The organism is Anaerocolumna sp., from assembly GCF_032079385.1.
GTDB lineage: Bacteria > Bacillota > Clostridia > Lachnospirales > Lachnospiraceae > Anaerocolumna.
This window is the reverse complement of record NZ_DAMAUC010000009.1, coordinates 49,507-67,024: the sequence shown is the minus strand read 5'-3', so window position 1 is coordinate 67,024 and position 17,518 is coordinate 49,507. Positions and strand designations below refer to the sequence as shown.

Sequence of the window (17,518 nt, the reverse complement as noted above, 5' to 3'; positions counted from 1 at the left end):
GAAAGAAATGCACTTTCAACATCCTGATTTTACTTGCTTAAGCACGCAGATGGGAGTTCTTATGAGAAAAGAAATACTTCGAATGGAAAATGTTACAAAGTCCTATGCAGGGGTTATTTACCTGGATAACTTTAATATGCAAATATATAAAGGTGAGATCATGGGGCTTATCCCCATCAATCGGCAGGGAAAACCGGAGCTTATCGAGCTGCTTTGCCAGAATAGCCCCATTGATTATGGACGGATATACATTAATAATGAATTGGTTAACTATTATGAGCATAGCAGTAATAGTATAAACCGTGTGTATGTTATTGATCAAAAGAGTAAGCTGATTCAGGACTTAACCGTGTCGGACAACATTTTTGTTCTTCGGAGAGGCTTTAAAAAATATGTAATTAATAATAAAGTATTGAGGGTACAGGTTAATAAATACTTAAAAGAAATTGGTATCTATATTAATCCCGATGAACTGGCAGCTAATCTTAATCCTTTCCAACAGTGTTGTGTTGAGCTGGTTAAGGCTGTTATTACTGGTGCCAACCTGATAATTATCAGTGACATTACCAATATCTTAAGTGTAGTGGATTTATCAAAACTGTATCAATTGGTTAATTTCTATTCTCATAAAGGGTATTCCTTTTTATTTATTGGTAATCATCATGAAGAAATGTTCACGATTTGTGACAGAGTATCGTTGATGAAGGATGGTTCAATAATAAAAGTATTAGATGATCAGGATATGAAAAATGATCTGATTAAGTTTTACACTATTTCCTTTACGGATAATAAGCAGAAAATAGACAGGTACATTGGTCAGGGAATTTTAGAATTTGAAAATATTTGCACCAATAACCTGAATAAAATGTCCTTCTCTGTTAAAAAGGGAGAGTGTGTTGTGCTTTTTGACAGGAATAATACCATTTATTCCGATTTGCTTGATTTAATGAATGGGGAACTAAATCCAATATGCGGCCAGATTTTATACAATAATCAGATATATTCCGAAAGTGCAGCTAAAAAAGCATTGGAAAATGGCATAGCGGTAATTTCGGAAGATTCCATTCAAAAAATGATTTTTTATAATTTAAATTATGTAGATAATCTTTGTTTTTTAATTGATAAGAAAATAGAAAAGAGGATTATGAAACGAAAAATTAAGAAAAGTATTATTAAAGAATATGAAAATATTCTAGGTGAAGAAATTCATATAAATGATCTTACGGACCTTGAGCCGGCTTCTTTGTACAATCTGGTCTATTACCGGCTTCATCTGTATAACCCTAATATTGTTTTCTGCATTCAGCCATTTTCAGGTGCCGACATGTATCTTAGAAAACATATTTCCGATCTGATTTATGAGCTGAAGAAAAAAGGTATTACAATCATTATTATAGCAGTTAATATTTCGGATACACTATCGGTAGCGGACCGTCTCATGATAATTGAACAAGGAGCTGTATTAAAAGAATATTCAAAAGATGAGTTTGACTCTATTCATGTTATAGCGTAACTTCATCAGGGAAGTCCCTCGCTTCTGCAAGCGGGGGATTTTCTTAATATATCAAAAGAATATACCCCCAAATCCAAAGAATCACCCCTGTTATTGATTAATAGGGGTGATATACTTTTATATAACAGATAAACAAAACAGAGAAAGATTAGGTATATGTATGGATAAATATATTGTTGAACTAGAACATGTATCGAAAAGCTTCCCGGGCGTATTAGCATTGGATGATGTATCTTTTGATTTAAAGTCAGGTGAAGTATTGGCATTATTAGGAGAGAATGGTGCCGGTAAATCAACATTAATGAAAATATTAAGCGGTGTATATACCAAAGATAGTGGTACTATAAAGATCTTTGGTCAGATTGTAGATAATATGAGTGCTAAGAAGGCTGGGGAACTTGGTATTGCAATTATTCATCAGGAATTGAATTTGTGTTCTCATTTAACGGTAGCACAGAATATTTTTCTGGGACGGGAAATTACCGGATATGGAATGCTGTCTGCAAGCAAAATGAATAGTGAAGCAAAAAGAATACTGGACAGTTTAAATATTGATATTGATCCTGAAATGATTGTGGGAGACTTGTCCGTATCCAAGCAGCAAATGGTGGAGATTGCAAAAGCATTATCTACGGATTCCAAGATTTTAATTATGGATGAACCAACCTCAGCCTTAACTGCCAAAGAAATTGAAGACTTGTTTCTGATTATAAAGAAACTAAAGAAGGAAGGCTGCGGCATTGTGTACATATCACACCGTTTGGAAGAATTAGAGCATATTGTTGACCGGGTGACTATATTACGGGATGGGCAGTACATCAATAGTATGAACTTCAAGGAGACTTCTTTACCGGAGATTATATCCTGTATGGTAGGACGTAATATTAAAGAGAAATTTCCAAGAATCACATGCAAAAGAGGTAAGAAAATCCTTGAAGTTAAAAAACTGAATGCCGGGCCAATGGTCAGAAATATTAATTTAGACTTATATGAGGGAGAAATTGTTGGTATAGCAGGTCTTATGGGTGCAGGAAGAACGGAAACAACAAGGGCTATCTTTGGAATCGATGCCAAGGAAAGCGGCGAGATCATTCTGGATGGAAAAACTATAAAAATAGAAAAGCCAATGGACGCCATAAGTCAAGGAATTGTATTAGTTCCCGAGGACAGGAAAAAAGACGGATTATGCACAAAGCTTAGTATTCGGGATAACATAGCACTCCCCAATTTGGATATTATTTGTAAGAAAGCAGGAATTATAAATAGTACAATAGAAAAAGAGATGGCAGATAAAGCAGTATCCGATTTAAAAATAAAGCTTCCTGATATTGAAGTAAATGCAGGCAGCCTGTCCGGAGGAAACCAGCAGAAGGTTGTTGTTGGAAAGTGGCTCAGAAGAAAATCCAGAGTAGTGATATTTGATGAACCTACTCGAGGTATTGATGTGGCTGCAAAGGTTGAAATATATAATCTGATGAATGAGTTAAAAGAACAGGGAATCGGAGTGCTGTTTGTTTCTTCCGAACTGCCTGAGGTTATTGGAATTAGTGACCGGATTATTGTTATGTGTGATGGTAAGATCACCGGAGAATTAAAGACAGAAGAAGCAACTCAGGATATTATTCTGCAATACGCAACCAGCTTTGATAAAAAAATTGACAATGCTGCGCAATATTTATAGTCAAATAGAAGGAGAATTTATAATGGTTAAGATGGGCAAACAAAACAGGATAAAAAGAATATTAGCGGTAAGGGGTATGGGGCAGGTAATCACAGTTACCATAGGACTTATAATTCTGTGCATTGTTTTTAGTATCGTTAATCCAATCTTTTTTTCAGGAAAGAACATAGCCAATCTGCTTCGTCAGATTGCGCCTATTTTGATTATCGGTATTGGGCAGTCTTATGTTTTAATAACAGGTAATATTGATCTTTCCATAGGTTCAGTAGTAGGAATGAGTTGTATGATTTCGGCAACCATGATGACAAAAGGAGTGAATCCCTGGGCTGCGGTATTAGTTACATTTATCTGTTGCCTGGCGGTAGGCTTACTAAATGGTGAATTGGTATCTAAATGTAAGCTGCCCCCATTTATAGCTACTCTTGGTACAATGACTATTGCAAGAGGTATTGCACAAATTGTTAATAACAATTACAATACCGGTTCTATTGGGGAAAGAGCAAAAGGATTTCGAAATTTCTTCTATTATGGTAAGACAGCAGGTTTATATAATGCAATATGGATAACCATTGTGATGTGGATTGTATTTAACTTTTTATTAAGTAAGACAAGAACCGGCCGTCATATTTACGCAATTGGAAGTAACGTTGATGCGGCCAGACTTTCCGGCGTTAATGTACATACTACAACAATTAAGGCTTATATGGTTAGCGCCATCTGTGCATGTACGGTAGGACTTATGACTTGTGCAACAACGGGTATGGGAACTATGGATGCCGGTAACAGCTATGAAATGTATGCAGTAGCAGCATCCGTAATAGGCGGAGTCAGCACTCTTGGTGGTCAGGGACTTCTTCTCGGAACCGTAGTAGGTGCCTCCATATGGGGAGTTCTCCAAAATGGTCTCCAATTTGCCGGTGCACCGGTTGCAATCAGAAATATTACCATAGGAATCATAGTAGTAGTATCCGTGCTTTTAGACGTTGTGGTGCGAACTGGAAAGCATAGAAAAAGAAAAGCAAGTTAACTACATATTAATTGGGGATTAAGGCACAAAGCTTTAATAATAAAACAATATAAAAGGGAGGATTTAAACAATGAAGAAAAGGGTATTATCAATTATCATTTGCCTATGCATGATTTTTGTGGCAGCATGTTCCAAAGATAAGCCTACAAGCGGTTCAGGCACAAAAGAAAATGAGAATGAAAGTAAAGCTGAGACATCAACAGATACTAATAAACAGGCTGATTCAGAAAGATACAAGGTATATTTAATAACCATGGACCAGATGGACCAGCATTGGGTTAATGTGGATGCAGGATGTAAAAAAGCAGTGAAAGAACTTGACAATATTGATTATGAATGGCTGGCTCCCGATGTGAAAGATGATGCAAAGCAGATTGAGTGTATCAATAATGCTGTAGCCGGCGGTGCCGATGCCATCCTTCTTGCAGCAAATGGCCCTGATGCTGTTACTTCTGCACTGGAAGAAGCAGAAGCAGCAGGTGTAAAAATCATCTATGTTGACTCAGCCGCTGATTATCCAGCTATTCAGACATTAGCAACGGATAATGAAGCAGCAGGCAGAACTGCAGGTGAAGAAATGATTAAAGGCCTAAAGGCAGCAGGAATAGCAGAAGGTAAAATTGGTATTGTTAATGTGAATTCAGCAACCGCATCCTGTGTAGCCAGAGAAAAAGGTTTCCGTTCTGCATTTGAAGGAACTGCTTTTGAATTACTTGAGACACAATACGGCGAAGGTGATGCAGCGAAATCTAAGGATATAGCAGCAAACTATATAACTTCAGGCTGTGTTGGTTTATTTGGAGCAAATGAAGGCTCTACTGTAGGTATTGGTATTGCAATACAAGAAGCCGGTGAAACCATTATAGGCGTAGGATTTGATAAATCAGATACAATTCTTGAGTTAATTAATGGAGGACACCTCCTATGTACTATGGCTCAAAACCCTGATGTAATGGGCTATGAAGGTATGAAAACTGCAGCGAAAGCATTGGCTGGTGAAAGTATAGGGGAAACTAATATAGATACAGGAGTATCGGCGATTACAAAGGATTAACTTGAATAAATGGAAGATAGAAAAAAGCCAGATGAAAAAAGCAGTTAAAGAATGAGGGGTTTTCATACGCTGGAAATGAAGATGTACAAAAACTACAAAAGCTAATAAGTAACTGTAAGTCATAAAAAGGAATGGGAAACCAGAATAAAGGTTTCCCATTTCTTTTTAATGGAAATATTATAGAAATAAGTGGTAAAATAAGGTATAATATCTTTGTCAGGTAAAATGTTGGGTTTGTACTTACCGATTACAATAGAGAATAAAGGAGTACTTTCCATGCAGTTAATTAAAATTATTATAAAAAATTACAAACATAAATCTAATCTAAGTAGTTATATCATTTATTATACATGTTTAACTATTTCAACGGCTATGTTTTTTATAACATTTACATTTTTATCTTCTATCAGCATGTTTTCAAATATGGCAAATGCTTATGACAATGTAAGTGGTATGTTTATCATTTATACTTCATTTATGATAGTAGTTGAAGTGATCTTTATGAATTATGCATTTAATTACTATTTGGCGAGACAGAAAAAGAATTACGGAATTCTAACTGCATTAGGAATTTCAAACTTAAATTTAAATCAATTTAAAATGAACCAATTCCATTCTCACGACAATAAACAGTAAGAAGGTTAAAATACAGGTTGATATTACTGGAAAGGAGACAGCAGGAATGACAGCGGATGAATTGTATAACTTAATCACTGAATGCGAAAAGCATGTATATAGTTTCTGTTGTAACCTTACAGGAAGCAGGATAGAAGCTGATGACCTGTATCAAGATACCATCTTAAAAGCTGTTGAGTTACGCCACAGACTCGACAGCAGTGGCAACCCCAAAAGTTATCTAATGGGCATATCGGTTAAGATATGGCAGAATCAAAAGAAAAAATATGCAATAAGAAATAACATTATTCAGATGGAAGAACTTGATGAAAATCTCATGCAGAACCTGAATGACATAAGTAATCAACCGGAGTCTGTAATAATAAGAAAAGAAACAATTCATGCGGTACGTGAAGGAATGAAACAACTACCTGAAAAAATGCAGACGGTTCTTTATATGTACTACACCGCCGAAATGTCTGTGGAAGATATAGCGAAGACATTACATATACCCAAAGGAACTGTCAAAAGCAGGCTTCATAAGGGAAGGAAACTTATTAAAGAATTTCTGGAGGTGCAAGATTATGGAATATCCTGATATAGATAAGATCTTAAAAGCTACCCTTTCTCCTTCCGAATGTCCTTCAGAAGAACTGAATCAGAAGATATTAAATCAAATTAAGGAGAGTGGCAAAATGAAAATGAAAAGTAAAAAAATATTAATGGCAGCAAGTATTGCATTATGTGCACTACTTTTACCGACATCCATTTATGCAGCATATAAATATTTATCTCCCAAAGAGGCAGCGGTAGAAGTAGGAGATAATTTACTAAGTGAGGCTTTCGAAAAGGATGGTAAGGAAGTAATTCAAACCGTAACCGATGGAGAATATAAGGTTACCTATCTTGGGCATGTATCAGGAAAGTCCATAAGTGAAAGAGTTGCTTCCTCATGGGATCTTCATCCGGAAAGAACCTATGTGGCTGTGGCCATCGAAAAAGTGGATGGCACTGATATGAGTAAGGACTTTGAAGAAAGTTTATTTGTTACACCTTTGATTCAGGGGTTGAAACCTTGGCAATATAACATTGCAAGTATGAATGGGGGCTATGTGGCAGACGTTATTGACGGTGTACATTACCGTATTATAGAATGTGATAACGTAGAAATATTTGCGGATAGAAACCTATATCTGGCAGTGTCAGATACCAACTTTTTTAGTGTGGAAGCCTTTAATTATGATGAAGCAACCGGACTGATTACCGTCAATGAAGATTATAAAGGAACCAATGTTTTATTCCCTATGGAGCTGGATCCTGCTAAGGCAGACAGTAAAAAAGCACAGGAATATTTGGAACAGTTAGAGAAGGAGTGGAATCCTACAGAGGAAATTGATAACTCAGAAGAAAATAATATTGACGATGAAAGTATCTCAGCAGATGATGCAGAAATAATCGAAGACGGAGATGAAGGAATCATTATCCGCATGAAAGAAGGCAATTAAGAAAAATATTGCTATGTAAACGGCTGATATTTTATATTATTCTGAGTTATGAGATTCAGTAAAACATAAATTAAATTATAATATGTGAAATAAAAAGAGACTGTTGCAAAATGGAATAAAGATACTAGATGTGGAAGATTTAGTTAATATTATATCTATATCTGGTATAAAATATTCATTTTGCAACAGTCTCTTTCCATGTGCAATTATAACTAAAGTAATAACTTTAAGTCCTGATATTTTTCACTGATTCAAGGCGTTTACACAATATAATTTACATTCTCCAATTGAGAGCCTTTATTTTTATTAATTCAGGGAAGATACAAAATAATTTACACTCTATAATTTACATATTCCCCTCACGATAATATTTCAATTATTTGGATGCTTTTTCAATAATTTCTTTTGCCTTTGCATCATCATTGGATACACTTAATACTACCGTATTGCCGGATTTTACGATAACTGCTTTACCTAATTTATCAAGTTCTTCTGGAACATAATTTTCAAAAGATTCCTTTTGTTCCTCTACCCGTTCCTTTAAAGCAGTTTCTACTTTTGCAGCATCTTCTTTTGTTTCGCATTTTATAGCGGCAATTTCCTCTGCGGTAGCACCGCTGCTTACATAGACAACACTTTCTGTAATATTAATGTCTTCCATATCATAGACAATATCATAATTTACTTCTGACAGCTGATCTTCGTATTTTATTTCTGACAGCAAGCTGTTTGCTGTTGCTTTTACATCAATGTCTTTCGCTTCTTTTTTACCGCAGCCGGTAAATGCCATTAATGCAGCTGTTCCGATTAATCCTATCATTATTTTTTTCTTCATTCTGTTTAATCTCATCTTACATTTCTCCTTTTAATTTAATGTATGTTTAAATAAATAATCTTTCCAGACCAAACAGTACCGTTGATTTAAATGTAACCCATCGGTGGAGGCATCTGCAAATAAGCTGCCTGTGCTATCCGTTAGAACTTCGTTTAGATCCAGATAATTAACGCTTTCTTCTTCAGCCATTTCTTTGATTAATTTATTTCTTCTGTTAATCTGCTTATTGCTTATATAAGAAGGTGAACTCTTATCTTTTTCCTGGCTCACATGAATAATACTTTGAATGTAAATATCAGCCTGTGGCTGCGCTTCTTTTACTGCATCAACAACTTTTTTATAATGGTCGATAAAAACATCATCATAAGGCCAGCCAAGTTCATTCACCCCGAGCATAATATAAACCTTACCAAAAGAACGTTTCTTTAATGCGTCCATAATGGTCACTTTCTCTCCATTAATTTTAACCGCTTTATCTTTAAAGATAGTATCTACCATTAATCCTTTTTCAGCATAAAAAGTAGCATTTTTTAAACCGGAATACATTCCAAAACCCTCTGTCCTGGAATCTCCAACAAAGACTGCATCATCAAAATAGGAGTCATCAACTTTCGCTGTATCGTCATCCTTTTTTGGATTATCAGGTTTTTTGGTCTCATCAGACTTACCAGTATCCGGTTTTTCTGGCTTTGCGGGGTTCTCTGGCTTCTCTGAAGAATCTGGTTCTTTTCCTTCATCGGGATTTTTTGAAGAATTCGGATTTTCCTTTTCATCTGAATTTTTTGGTGAATCCGGCTCTTTATGATCATTAGGATTCTCGGATGGATCCTTATCTATTATATCTGTGTTTCCAGGAGAATTTGGTTTCTCCTTTGTATCCAGAGCCTCCGGAATATTAGTGTTATCTGTTTGATCAGGTTCATTCGTTTCTTTTGAATCGTCAACAGGCTCCACTATATTTGGTGTTTCAGAAGCAGGGCTGTCTTTTGATGCCTCCGCATTAAATTTACCGTATAATTTTTTTCCCCCATAACCAATACCGGTTACTACCAGTACCAATGTTAATATTTTAAAAAGTAAAAGGTTTCTTTTCCGCCTTCTTTGTCTTTTGCGCCACTCTTTTCTTTGTGATTGCTGTACCACTTTATGTCCTCCATTATTTTTAAAGCCCGTCAATTCATCGGCTTAACCGATAAAAGTGATTATCTGTCATTATTGTATCAAAATTATATAATATGAATGTGGTTTGAATACCGTTATCCTCAATTAACTTACCTATACTATCGTTATAATATCTTAAATCTACAACATAAATTTCCTGGTAGTTATAGGTCAGATAAGGTATCATGCTGTTTGCATATGAATCTTTCAGTAGTAATAATTTTTTTCCTTGATTCTGTTCATTTTCTTTTGAATATATTATGCTGATGGGGTTGTTGCCATGCAAAAACATAGCATATTTATCCCTTACTTTCGTTTTTTCAAGATCATAAAGTCCGGATTTTTCCTCATTACCTATAACTATTTTTTCAATTGGCATAGGGTAGTAGGTAATAGTATCCGGTTTCATACCGATGCCTTTATATTTGGAATTATAAGTTCCATAAAAGTTCTCAACATAATCGGCAGTAAGAGTATTAATATCCACAGGTGTTAATCCTTGTTCTTTGCAAAATTGAAGATATCCATAGTACGCCCCTAAAGTTGTCCAATGGTGGTCTGTACGATAATAAATATATTCATTTTTATGTTCTTTTAAAACGTTATTTAATTTAATGTTTATAATGCTATTTTCCTGATTAAGTGTTTTATAACATTCCTCTATCAGGGCTTCCTGATCAATATTTGGAGTTCCCTTTGGAAGATAGTCTTTTAGGATATCGTAAGAATTAGGTACTATGGATACATAGGTTTTGGTGTTTGTATTTTTACCAAAATCCATAATGGCATTTACGTTCTTTTTTAATTGTTTATCCACATTTAATTGCTTATTAAACAAGTATCCATTTTTTCCTTTGATGACGCCGTTATTTTCTTGTTTGCCCAAAAGAGTTTCTGCAATCGCCTTTCCGCCAATCCATTGATTCCGAAAAGGAAACTGTTCATTTACATAAGTTTCATATTGGGTTCCAAATGAAGTGTCCAATACATTTTCAAAAGTAAGATCCGGTTTTTGTGCTAAAAATCGATTTTCCATTTCAGAAAATTCCGTATCTTTTTTTGCAAAATTTATAAAGGATATTCCAAGAATCAGAATAACCATAATAATTAAAAAGGGATAATCCCGTATTTTTTTCATAAAAACTCCCATCTGCATGCGTTAAGCATGCGTATAAATCAAGATGTCAAAAATTGAACATACATAAGGAATTGTTCCACAATTCACTCTAGAATCTAAAGTATAAAAATGGATTATATGCTGCATCTACCAGATAGGCAATGGAAAGTAAGAATATTATTAACATTAAAATATTGCATAATATCTTATTTTCCTGTTTGTCATACCATTTTTTCAGGAATGGAGTGGATAAAAGGATACCGATTATAAGAATAATTCCGTAATTTCTTAAATAGTATATCCAGTCATTTGTTATAGAGAAAGAGAATAATCTGCCAAAGTAAATCTTTATATTCTCTAATTCGGTAATGGCAAATATCATCCAACCCAGTAAAATAGCCAGTATGGTATAGATTCTAGCTATAATCACATTCTTCTCTAACCATTTTTTTAGAAATAACTTTTCTAGTGATAGTAAAACAAAGAAATAAATTCCCCAAAAAACGAAATTCCAACTAGCACCATGCCATAAACCGGTGATTGACCAAACAATAAATAAATTAATATAGGTTCTTAATTTCCCTTTCCGATTACCTCCCAGAGGAATATATAAATATTCTTTAAACCATGTACTAAGAGTTATATGCCATCTTCTCCAATATTCTGTAATGGATTTTGAGACATAGGGAAAATTGAAGTTTTGAGGAAATTCAAAACCAAGCATTTTACCAAGTCCAATAGCCATTAAGGAATATCCGTTAAAATCAAAATATATTTGTAGAGAGAATGAAATAAGTCCCAGCCATGCCAGAGGCATCGATATGTTAGCATATCCTATTTGTACCATATCGTTCCACAAACCGCCTACATTGTTGGCGATCAACACCTTAGAGCCCAGTCCTAAAATAAAGATTCTTAATCCTTTTTCAATGTCTTTAAGATAATAGTTTCTTTCTTTTAGCTCTTTTGAGACCTGTGTGTAAACTACAATAGGACCTGCAATTAATTGAGGAAACATACAAAGATATGCTCCTAAATTAATATATGATTTTTCTGCTTTGGTATCTCTTCTATATACATCAATGGTATATGACATAATTTGAAACGTATAGAAACTAATTCCTAAAGGAAGAGGAATATCTACAAAACTAATATCTCCCTTAAAAATAAAATTTAAATTTTCAATAATAAAATTAAAATATTTAAAGAACATCAATGTTCCAATATTATAAATAATAGAGAGCACTAAAATAGTAATCCGAATCTTTTCTTTTCCTTCGTAATGTTCAATTAAATTTCCAGCTATATAATTTATCAGAATAGAAATTAAAATCAAAATAACAAATCGAGGTTCACCCCATGCATAAAAAAAGACACTTCCTAAAAATAACAGCAAATTTCGAAAACGTATTGGCACCAAATAGTATAAAATAAAAAATATCGGTAAAAATTGAAAAATGAATAGTAAGCTACTGAAAAGCATAATATACTCCTTAACTATTAATTGAGACACTATATTAGACTAATTAGTGTCCCAAAAAGTTTTAAAAATTATAAAAAATAGTAAAATAAATAAAAAAAGGTTAAAATCAATACAAATTAGTAGAAATATAAAATTTTATAAAAGATTTTGTCGTTTTACTAGCTATGAAAATTTTAACACATCTAAAAGATTTAATCATTACATAGATTTTAAATTTTAATTACAAATTAGTATTTAATTAGGAATGTCCATTTTTACTAAAATATTACAGAACATTTTAAGTTATACCACGATATTTTATCTTTCTTTATATCTCTGACTATACCTATAATATAATGAAAAATATGAAGTTACAATAACATAAAAATGGTTATTATATTCTAAATAGAATAGGATTGGGAAGAGGTAATCTATGGTTTATAAAAATAATGTTTTATACCCAATTAACCCCAATAATGTTATAATTAAAAACTTTACAAAAACTTTACAAAACATTAGTATAGACTTTACAGGAACTTAATAATCTTGAGATGTATGAAATTAGATTGATGGTGTTTAAAGAGGAGATAAAAAATGGATATTTTTGGTGTATTAACATTGATTGGTGGACTAGCTTTATTCTTATACGGAATGAATGCAATGGGAGAAGGTCTTGAAAAGCTTTCCGGTGGAAAATTAGAAGCAATTCTTGAGAAACTTACTTCAAACAAGATAAAAGCTGTCATACTTGGAGCAGGCGTTACAGCCGTTATTCAATCGTCATCGGCAACTACAGTAATGGTAGTTGGTTTTGTTAATTCCGGTATTATGAAATTATCACAGGCAATTGGAGTTATTATGGGTGCCAATATAGGAACGACGGTTACGTCATGGATTTTAAGTTTAGCAGGAATAGAAAGTAATAATCTTTTTATTAAATTCTTAAAGCCCTCCTCTTTTACACCGGTATTAGCTGCAATTGGTATTGCATTTTTAATGTTTTCAAAAAAAGAAGTAAAGAAAAATATAGGAACGATTTTAATTGGTTTTGCTATATTGATTTTTGGAATGGAAACGATGAGTGGTGCAGTAGAACCTTTGTCAGAACTACCTGCATTTACTAATATATTAACTGCATTTTCCAACCCGATTCTTGGAATGATAGCAGGTGCGATTTTTACAGCTATTATTCAAAGTTCTTCAGCTTCTGTAGGTATTCTTCAGGCATTGTGTTTAACCGGTGCGGTTAAATATAGTACTGCCTTACCTATCATAATGGGACAAAACATAGGAACCTGTATTACCGCTATTTTATCCAGTATTGGAGCCAATAAGAACGCAAAAAGAGCAGCAGCAGTGCATTTGTATTTTAACCTGATTGGTACCGTTCTATTTATGGCTGTATTTTATGGACTGAATTCGTTTATGCATTTTAGTGTATTAGGAGAAGTTGCAGGTCCTGCGGGAATTGCAGTGGTTCATAGTACATTTAATATAGCGGCTACTATCACTTTACTGCCTTTCTCCAATTTGCTTGAGAAGCTTGCCATTAAAACCATCAGGGATGGTAAAGATGAGAAAGAAGCAAATGAAGAAAATGAATTTCAAACTCTTGATATTCGCTTTTTAGAAACGCCTTCCTATGCCCTTAAACTTTGTAAGGACATGGCAGATAAAATGGCTGTAATTTCGAAAGAAGCTCTTTTATCTTCCATAGGATTATTAACAAAATATGATGAAGAAATAGCAAAGAAGATAATTTCGACAGAAAATAGAGTAGATAGATACGAAGATGCAATAGGAAGTTATTTGGTTAAATTAAGCAGCAGGTATCTTTCTAATGAGGATAGTAAAACATTATCATTATTACTTCACTGTATTGGGGACTTTGAAAGAATTTCTGACCATGCTTTAAATATCACCCAGACAGCAAAAGAGATGAGAGAGAAGAAAATTAGCTTTTCTAAAGAAGCCGGGCAGGAATTAGAAGTATTTATCAAAGCGGTTACAGATATTATGGATAAGGCAGTAACCGTTTTCGCGGATAGTGATGTTGAAACGGCTAAGTCAATTGAACCTTTAGAAGAGGTTATTGACTATTTGCATAATGAAATTAAGAAAAGACATGTAAATCGGCTTATGGAAGGAAAGTGTACCATTGAATTAGGTTTTATACTTTCTGATATTACAACTAATTTAGAAAGAGTATCCGATCATTGCTCTAACATTGCGGTTGATGTTATACAACTAAGCATGGAAGACTTTGATATACATGAATATTTAGATGTACTAAAGCATGAGGATAATAAAGGATTTAAAGAGGATTATTATTCTGTGAAAAAGCTTTATCAATTGCCATAAAATTAAATATAAGCCAAGGCATTTTCATTTTAAAATGATAGTGCCTTTTTTTAATCCTTATAAAATCCTTATATTTAGCAATTATACTTATATTAAATATGAAAGGAGTTTTATGATGGATCAAATAATAAAACAAAAAGGACTTACTGGATTTCAGCTAAAATACATAGCAATGTTTCTTATGGTATTAGACCATATCCATTATTTCTTTGAATTTACAGGAAAAGTACCAATATGGTTTTCTATGTTGGGACGGTTATCTGCACCTTTATTTCTATTTTGTATCATTGAAGGATTTACGCATACTCATAACCGTAAGAAATACTTTTTACAAATTTATACCATTGCTGTTGCTATGGGAATTATACAATTTTCAATTATGCAATTTGGATTTAGCAGACCGGATGGATTTTACCCCCAAAATCAGATGCTTGCTACCTTTTCCATATTGTTAATTATCTTACAGGGATTTGATTGGTGCGCACAAAAACAGTGGGTGAAAGGTCTATTGGCTATTATTATACCAATAATCCTTCCATATTTTGCACTATTTGTTGGCAGCAGGGTGCCAGGTGCGTGGTTTATCATTAGTATTTTGCATTATTCCATCCTTCCATTACATAGTTGGATTATCGATGGAGGTACCTTTTTTATTCTGCAGGGCATTCTCATGTATTTATTTCGTAAAAACCGTAAGTGGCAGGCACTTGTCTTCTTTATTTCGACAATTTTATTATATGCGGTTATGCCCGCTGTAACTATGCCCGGTGTTACTATGGAACTTTTGCTTACAGTTGCATTTGAATGGATGGGAGCCTTTTCAGCTTTATTGATGTTGATGTACAACGGTCAGAGGGGTAATGGCAGTAAAAAATTATTTTATTGGTTCTATCCTGCACATGTTTATATTCTATATGGGTTGTCATTTGTACTGTACTTGATTTTGAACAGGCAGATGCATTAATGAAAGTATAATTAAAGCTGTATCCTGAGTTGGCATTTTTGTGAACAGACAGGTGTATAAATGAAAGTTCATGCAGCAGTGAAAAAAGAGTTTTGGACAATTTTTAGATTATAAGGTATACTGACCAGGTAAAGGTGGGAAGTAATATGTCAAAAATACTTGCAATTGATGATGATGTTCAGATTTTAACAATCATAAGAAAAGCACTTGAAAAGGATAATCACTCAGTTGATATTCTGGATAATATAGAAGCTATAAATAAAGGCAATCTTTCTAAATATGATTTAATTTTACTTGACGTAATGCTCCCTAAAAAAAATGGATTTACTTTTTGCAAAGAAATTCGTGCTATGGTTGATTGTCCGATTCTTTTTATAACTGCCAAAACTATGGATAAAGACCTAACAGAAGGCTTTGCAGCTGGCGCTGATGATTACATAAAGAAACCATTTAGCTTAGCTGAACTTAGAGCCAGAGTAAATGCGCATCTAAGACGTGAGAAAAGAGAATATCATAACCGGATTATAAGTGATAATTTTATATTTGATGTTTCAGAAAAAATATTATTTTATAATGAGGAACAAATTAAATTAACCAAAAGTGAATATGAAATATGTGAGTTCTTAGTAAAAAATAAAGGGCAGGTATTTTCTCTGGAACAGATAATTGAGAAGGTATTTGGGTTTGATTTTCAAAGCGATTGTACTGCAATAAGAGAGCATGTAAAAAACATTAGAGCGAAACTGAAATCATGCGGTAAAATACCCATTGAAACCGTTTGGGGGATAGGCTACAAATGGAATTAAAAAAAAATAAATCAACTACACTTTTTTGGCTTTTTTTAAAGCAATTATTATGGCTTTCTGCCTGTATTCTTATTGAGATTTTTGCATTTATTTTACTGCTTAATTTAGCAATCAACAGTGGCTTTATTTTACCTGCAAATTATTCCGAACATTATCTTGGAATGAATAAAGATGTAATTTCTAAAAGTGAGCCTTTTGATAAAGGTTTAATACCATTTACTTGTAAGTATGGATTATTTGATTTAGACGAAAATTATTTAACAGGTAATTTCAGTGAAGACATTATAGATGATGCAAAAGAATTCATCAAAGATGGGAAAAAGAATAATAATCTATTTATATTGCTTGAAAGAGCCAACGAATATTGTGTTGTTCAGTACGATATTTCCGCACATTTTTCATCCCCCATGCTGCATAAACTATTCCCTAAGTTTGAGATGATGTATTTAATCTTATTTTTTATAATTTTTATTCTTATTGTTATAAATAGTGCATTGCATTTTGGCAGGAAATTAAAAAAAGAACTTAAGCCAGTACTTGAAGAAATAGGTCAGATTCAAAACAGAGAACTTAATATGGAACGAAAAACCTCCAAGATTAATGAGTTTAATAAAATCTTATTATCCCTTTATGATATGGAAGCTGCTTTATCACAATCATTAAAAATGGAATGGGAAACGGAACAGAAAAGAAAGAGTAATATCTCTGCCCTTGCACATGACATTAAAACTCCCCTTACCGTTATAAAAGGCAATTCGGAACTTATCCTGGAAGAGGATAATATAACTGAAATATATGAACTGGCTCATATCATCAATGGTAACTCGGATAAAATAGAAAGATATATCAAGTTATTGATTGATGAAACAAAGGATAATTTAACAAAAGGAAATGAAGAAAAGACTACATTAACTGCACTTTTAAATGATATTATTAAAGAAAGCGAAGCTATGTGCAGTTTAAAAGATATAGAACTTATAACACAAAACGAAACATTAGAGGCAGAGATTGCTCTTAATAAAGATTTGCTGGAAAGAGCCATACTAAACCTTATTAAGAATGCAATAGAATACACTGCTTCTAGAAAAATCATTAAATTGTATTGTGAGTATCAAAATAATAAGCTTGTTATCTCAATTGAAGATTATGGTAAAGGCTTTACCGATGAGTCATTAAAGTATGCTAAAGATCAATTTTACACAGATAAGACAGAACGAAATGAAGAACATTATGGACTGGGGTTGTATTTTGCCAGTAATGTTGCGGAAGAATATAATGGCAGCGTAACTTATTACAATAAACCGAATAAAACAGGGGCTGTGGTTGTTTTTAAAGCAGTTCTCCCTGAAAGTAATGAAAGAGTATAAATGAAAAGGCCATCTATCAGCAATAGTTATGCCGGTAGATGGCCTTTTAA

15 protein-coding genes are annotated in these 17,518 nt (G+C 33.4%); 11 read left to right on the top strand and 4 right to left on the bottom strand.

Annotated elements, in window-relative coordinates:
* The first annotated feature begins 61 nt into the window (after window positions 1–61).
* From RT261_RS09085 to RT261_RS09055, 7 genes are all read left to right on the top strand, one after another.
* Window positions 62–1,513, top strand: a complete 1,452-nt coding sequence (locus RT261_RS09085) for an ATP-binding cassette domain-containing protein (RefSeq protein WP_313131967.1) — start codon at window positions 62–64, stop codon at window positions 1,511–1,513.
* Window positions 1,514–1,673: 160 nt separating this feature from the next.
* On the top strand, window positions 1,674–3,194 hold the full coding sequence (locus RT261_RS09080; RefSeq protein WP_313131966.1) for a sugar ABC transporter ATP-binding protein: 1,521 nt from the start codon (window positions 1,674–1,676) through the stop codon (window positions 3,192–3,194).
* Window positions 3,195–3,216: 22 nt separating this feature from the next.
* Complete coding sequence (locus RT261_RS09075; protein ID WP_313131965.1) at window positions 3,217–4,221, top strand: ABC transporter permease; 1,005 nt, start codon at window positions 3,217–3,219, stop codon at window positions 4,219–4,221.
* Between the two features lie 70 nt (window positions 4,222–4,291).
* Entirely contained in the window at window positions 4,292–5,275 is a 984-nt protein-coding gene (locus tag RT261_RS09070; RefSeq protein ID WP_313131964.1) for an ABC transporter substrate-binding protein, read from the top strand.
* Between the two features lie 225 nt (window positions 5,276–5,500).
* The gene (locus RT261_RS09065) at window positions 5,501–5,911 is read left to right on the top strand and encodes a hypothetical protein (protein ID WP_313131963.1); all 411 of its coding nucleotides are present in this window, start codon (window positions 5,501–5,503) and stop codon (window positions 5,909–5,911) included.
* 46 nt (window positions 5,912–5,957) lie between these two features.
* On the top strand, window positions 5,958–6,488 hold the full coding sequence (locus tag RT261_RS09060) for an RNA polymerase sigma factor (RefSeq protein ID WP_313131961.1): 531 nt from the start codon (window positions 5,958–5,960) through the stop codon (window positions 6,486–6,488).
* Window positions 6,475–7,395 carry a hypothetical protein gene (locus RT261_RS09055; RefSeq protein ID WP_313131960.1) on the top strand — a complete coding sequence of 307 codons (921 nt, stop codon included), beginning with the start codon at window positions 6,475–6,477 and terminating at the stop codon, window positions 7,393–7,395. The genes RT261_RS09060 and RT261_RS09055 overlap by 14 nt, the downstream gene beginning before the upstream one ends.
* Window positions 7,396–7,771: 376 nt before the next feature.
* Here the strand turns inward: RT261_RS09055 and RT261_RS09050 are convergent, their stop codons facing one another.
* The 4 genes from RT261_RS09050 to RT261_RS09035 form a co-directional block, all read right to left on the bottom strand.
* Window positions 7,772–8,245 (bottom strand): DUF4358 domain-containing protein, encoded by a 474-nt coding sequence (locus RT261_RS09050; protein ID WP_313131959.1) that lies wholly within the window; start codon window positions 8,243–8,245, stop codon window positions 7,772–7,774.
* A gap of 15 nt (window positions 8,246–8,260) precedes the next feature.
* Window positions 8,261–9,373, bottom strand: coding sequence for a GDSL-type esterase/lipase family protein (locus RT261_RS09045; protein WP_313131957.1), 1,113 nt, complete (start codon window positions 9,371–9,373; stop codon window positions 8,261–8,263).
* A gap of 34 nt (window positions 9,374–9,407) precedes the next feature.
* A complete protein-coding gene (locus RT261_RS09040; RefSeq protein WP_313131956.1) occupies window positions 9,408–10,529 on the bottom strand; it encodes a DHHW family protein in 1,122 nt (373 codons plus the stop codon).
* Window positions 10,530–10,617: 88 nt separating this feature from the next.
* Entirely contained in the window at window positions 10,618–11,904 is a 1,287-nt protein-coding gene (locus RT261_RS09035) for an MBOAT family O-acyltransferase (protein ID WP_331665440.1), read from the bottom strand.
* 660 nt (window positions 11,905–12,564) lie between these two features.
* Here RT261_RS09035 and RT261_RS09030 point away from each other — a divergent pair.
* From RT261_RS09030 to RT261_RS09015, 4 genes are all read left to right on the top strand, one after another.
* Entirely contained in the window at window positions 12,565–14,331 is a 1,767-nt protein-coding gene (locus RT261_RS09030; RefSeq protein ID WP_313131954.1) for a Na/Pi cotransporter family protein, read from the top strand.
* Between the two features lie 115 nt (window positions 14,332–14,446).
* On the top strand, window positions 14,447–15,295 hold the full coding sequence (locus tag RT261_RS09025) for a TraX family protein (protein WP_313131952.1): 849 nt from the start codon (window positions 14,447–14,449) through the stop codon (window positions 15,293–15,295).
* 146 nt (window positions 15,296–15,441) lie between these two features.
* Window positions 15,442–16,101: a response regulator transcription factor gene (locus RT261_RS09020; RefSeq protein WP_313131951.1), complete on the top strand. Its 660-nt coding sequence runs from the start codon at window positions 15,442–15,444 to the stop codon at window positions 16,099–16,101.
* Window positions 16,092–17,468 (top strand): sensor histidine kinase, encoded by a 1,377-nt coding sequence (locus RT261_RS09015; protein ID WP_313131949.1) that lies wholly within the window; start codon window positions 16,092–16,094, stop codon window positions 17,466–17,468. Before RT261_RS09020 ends, RT261_RS09015 begins: the two co-directional genes overlap by 10 nt.
* Window positions 17,469–17,518: the final 50 nt, after the last annotated feature.

What these genes read in the sequence shown, in the direction of transcription:
- RT261_RS09085 (WP_313131967.1), top strand. Translation starts at nt 62, where the DNA reads ATGAGAAAAGAAATACTTCGAATGGAAAATGTTACAAAGTCCTATGCA.
- RT261_RS09080 (WP_313131966.1), top strand. Translation starts at nt 1,674, where the DNA reads ATGGATAAATATATTGTTGAACTAGAACATGTATCGAAAAGCTTCCCG.
- RT261_RS09075 (WP_313131965.1), top strand. Translation starts at nt 3,217, where the DNA reads ATGGTTAAGATGGGCAAACAAAACAGGATAAAAAGAATATTAGCGGTA.
- RT261_RS09070 (WP_313131964.1), top strand. Translation starts at nt 4,292, where the DNA reads ATGAAGAAAAGGGTATTATCAATTATCATTTGCCTATGCATGATTTTT.
- RT261_RS09065 (WP_313131963.1), top strand. Translation starts at nt 5,501, where the DNA reads ATGTTGGGTTTGTACTTACCGATTACAATAGAGAATAAAGGAGTACTT.
- RT261_RS09060 (WP_313131961.1), top strand. Translation starts at nt 5,958, where the DNA reads ATGACAGCGGATGAATTGTATAACTTAATCACTGAATGCGAAAAGCAT.
- RT261_RS09055 (WP_313131960.1), top strand. Translation starts at nt 6,475, where the DNA reads ATGGAATATCCTGATATAGATAAGATCTTAAAAGCTACCCTTTCTCCT.
- RT261_RS09050 (WP_313131959.1), bottom strand. Translation starts at nt 8,245, where the DNA reads ATGAGATTAAACAGAATGAAGAAAAAAATAATGATAGGATTAATCGGA.
- RT261_RS09040 (WP_313131956.1), bottom strand. Translation starts at nt 10,529, where the DNA reads ATGAAAAAAATACGGGATTATCCCTTTTTAATTATTATGGTTATTCTG.
- RT261_RS09030 (WP_313131954.1), top strand. Translation starts at nt 12,565, where the DNA reads ATGGATATTTTTGGTGTATTAACATTGATTGGTGGACTAGCTTTATTC.
- RT261_RS09025 (WP_313131952.1), top strand. Translation starts at nt 14,447, where the DNA reads ATGGATCAAATAATAAAACAAAAAGGACTTACTGGATTTCAGCTAAAA.
- RT261_RS09020 (WP_313131951.1), top strand. Translation starts at nt 15,442, where the DNA reads ATGTCAAAAATACTTGCAATTGATGATGATGTTCAGATTTTAACAATC.
- RT261_RS09015 (WP_313131949.1), top strand. Translation starts at nt 16,092, where the DNA reads ATGGAATTAAAAAAAAATAAATCAACTACACTTTTTTGGCTTTTTTTA.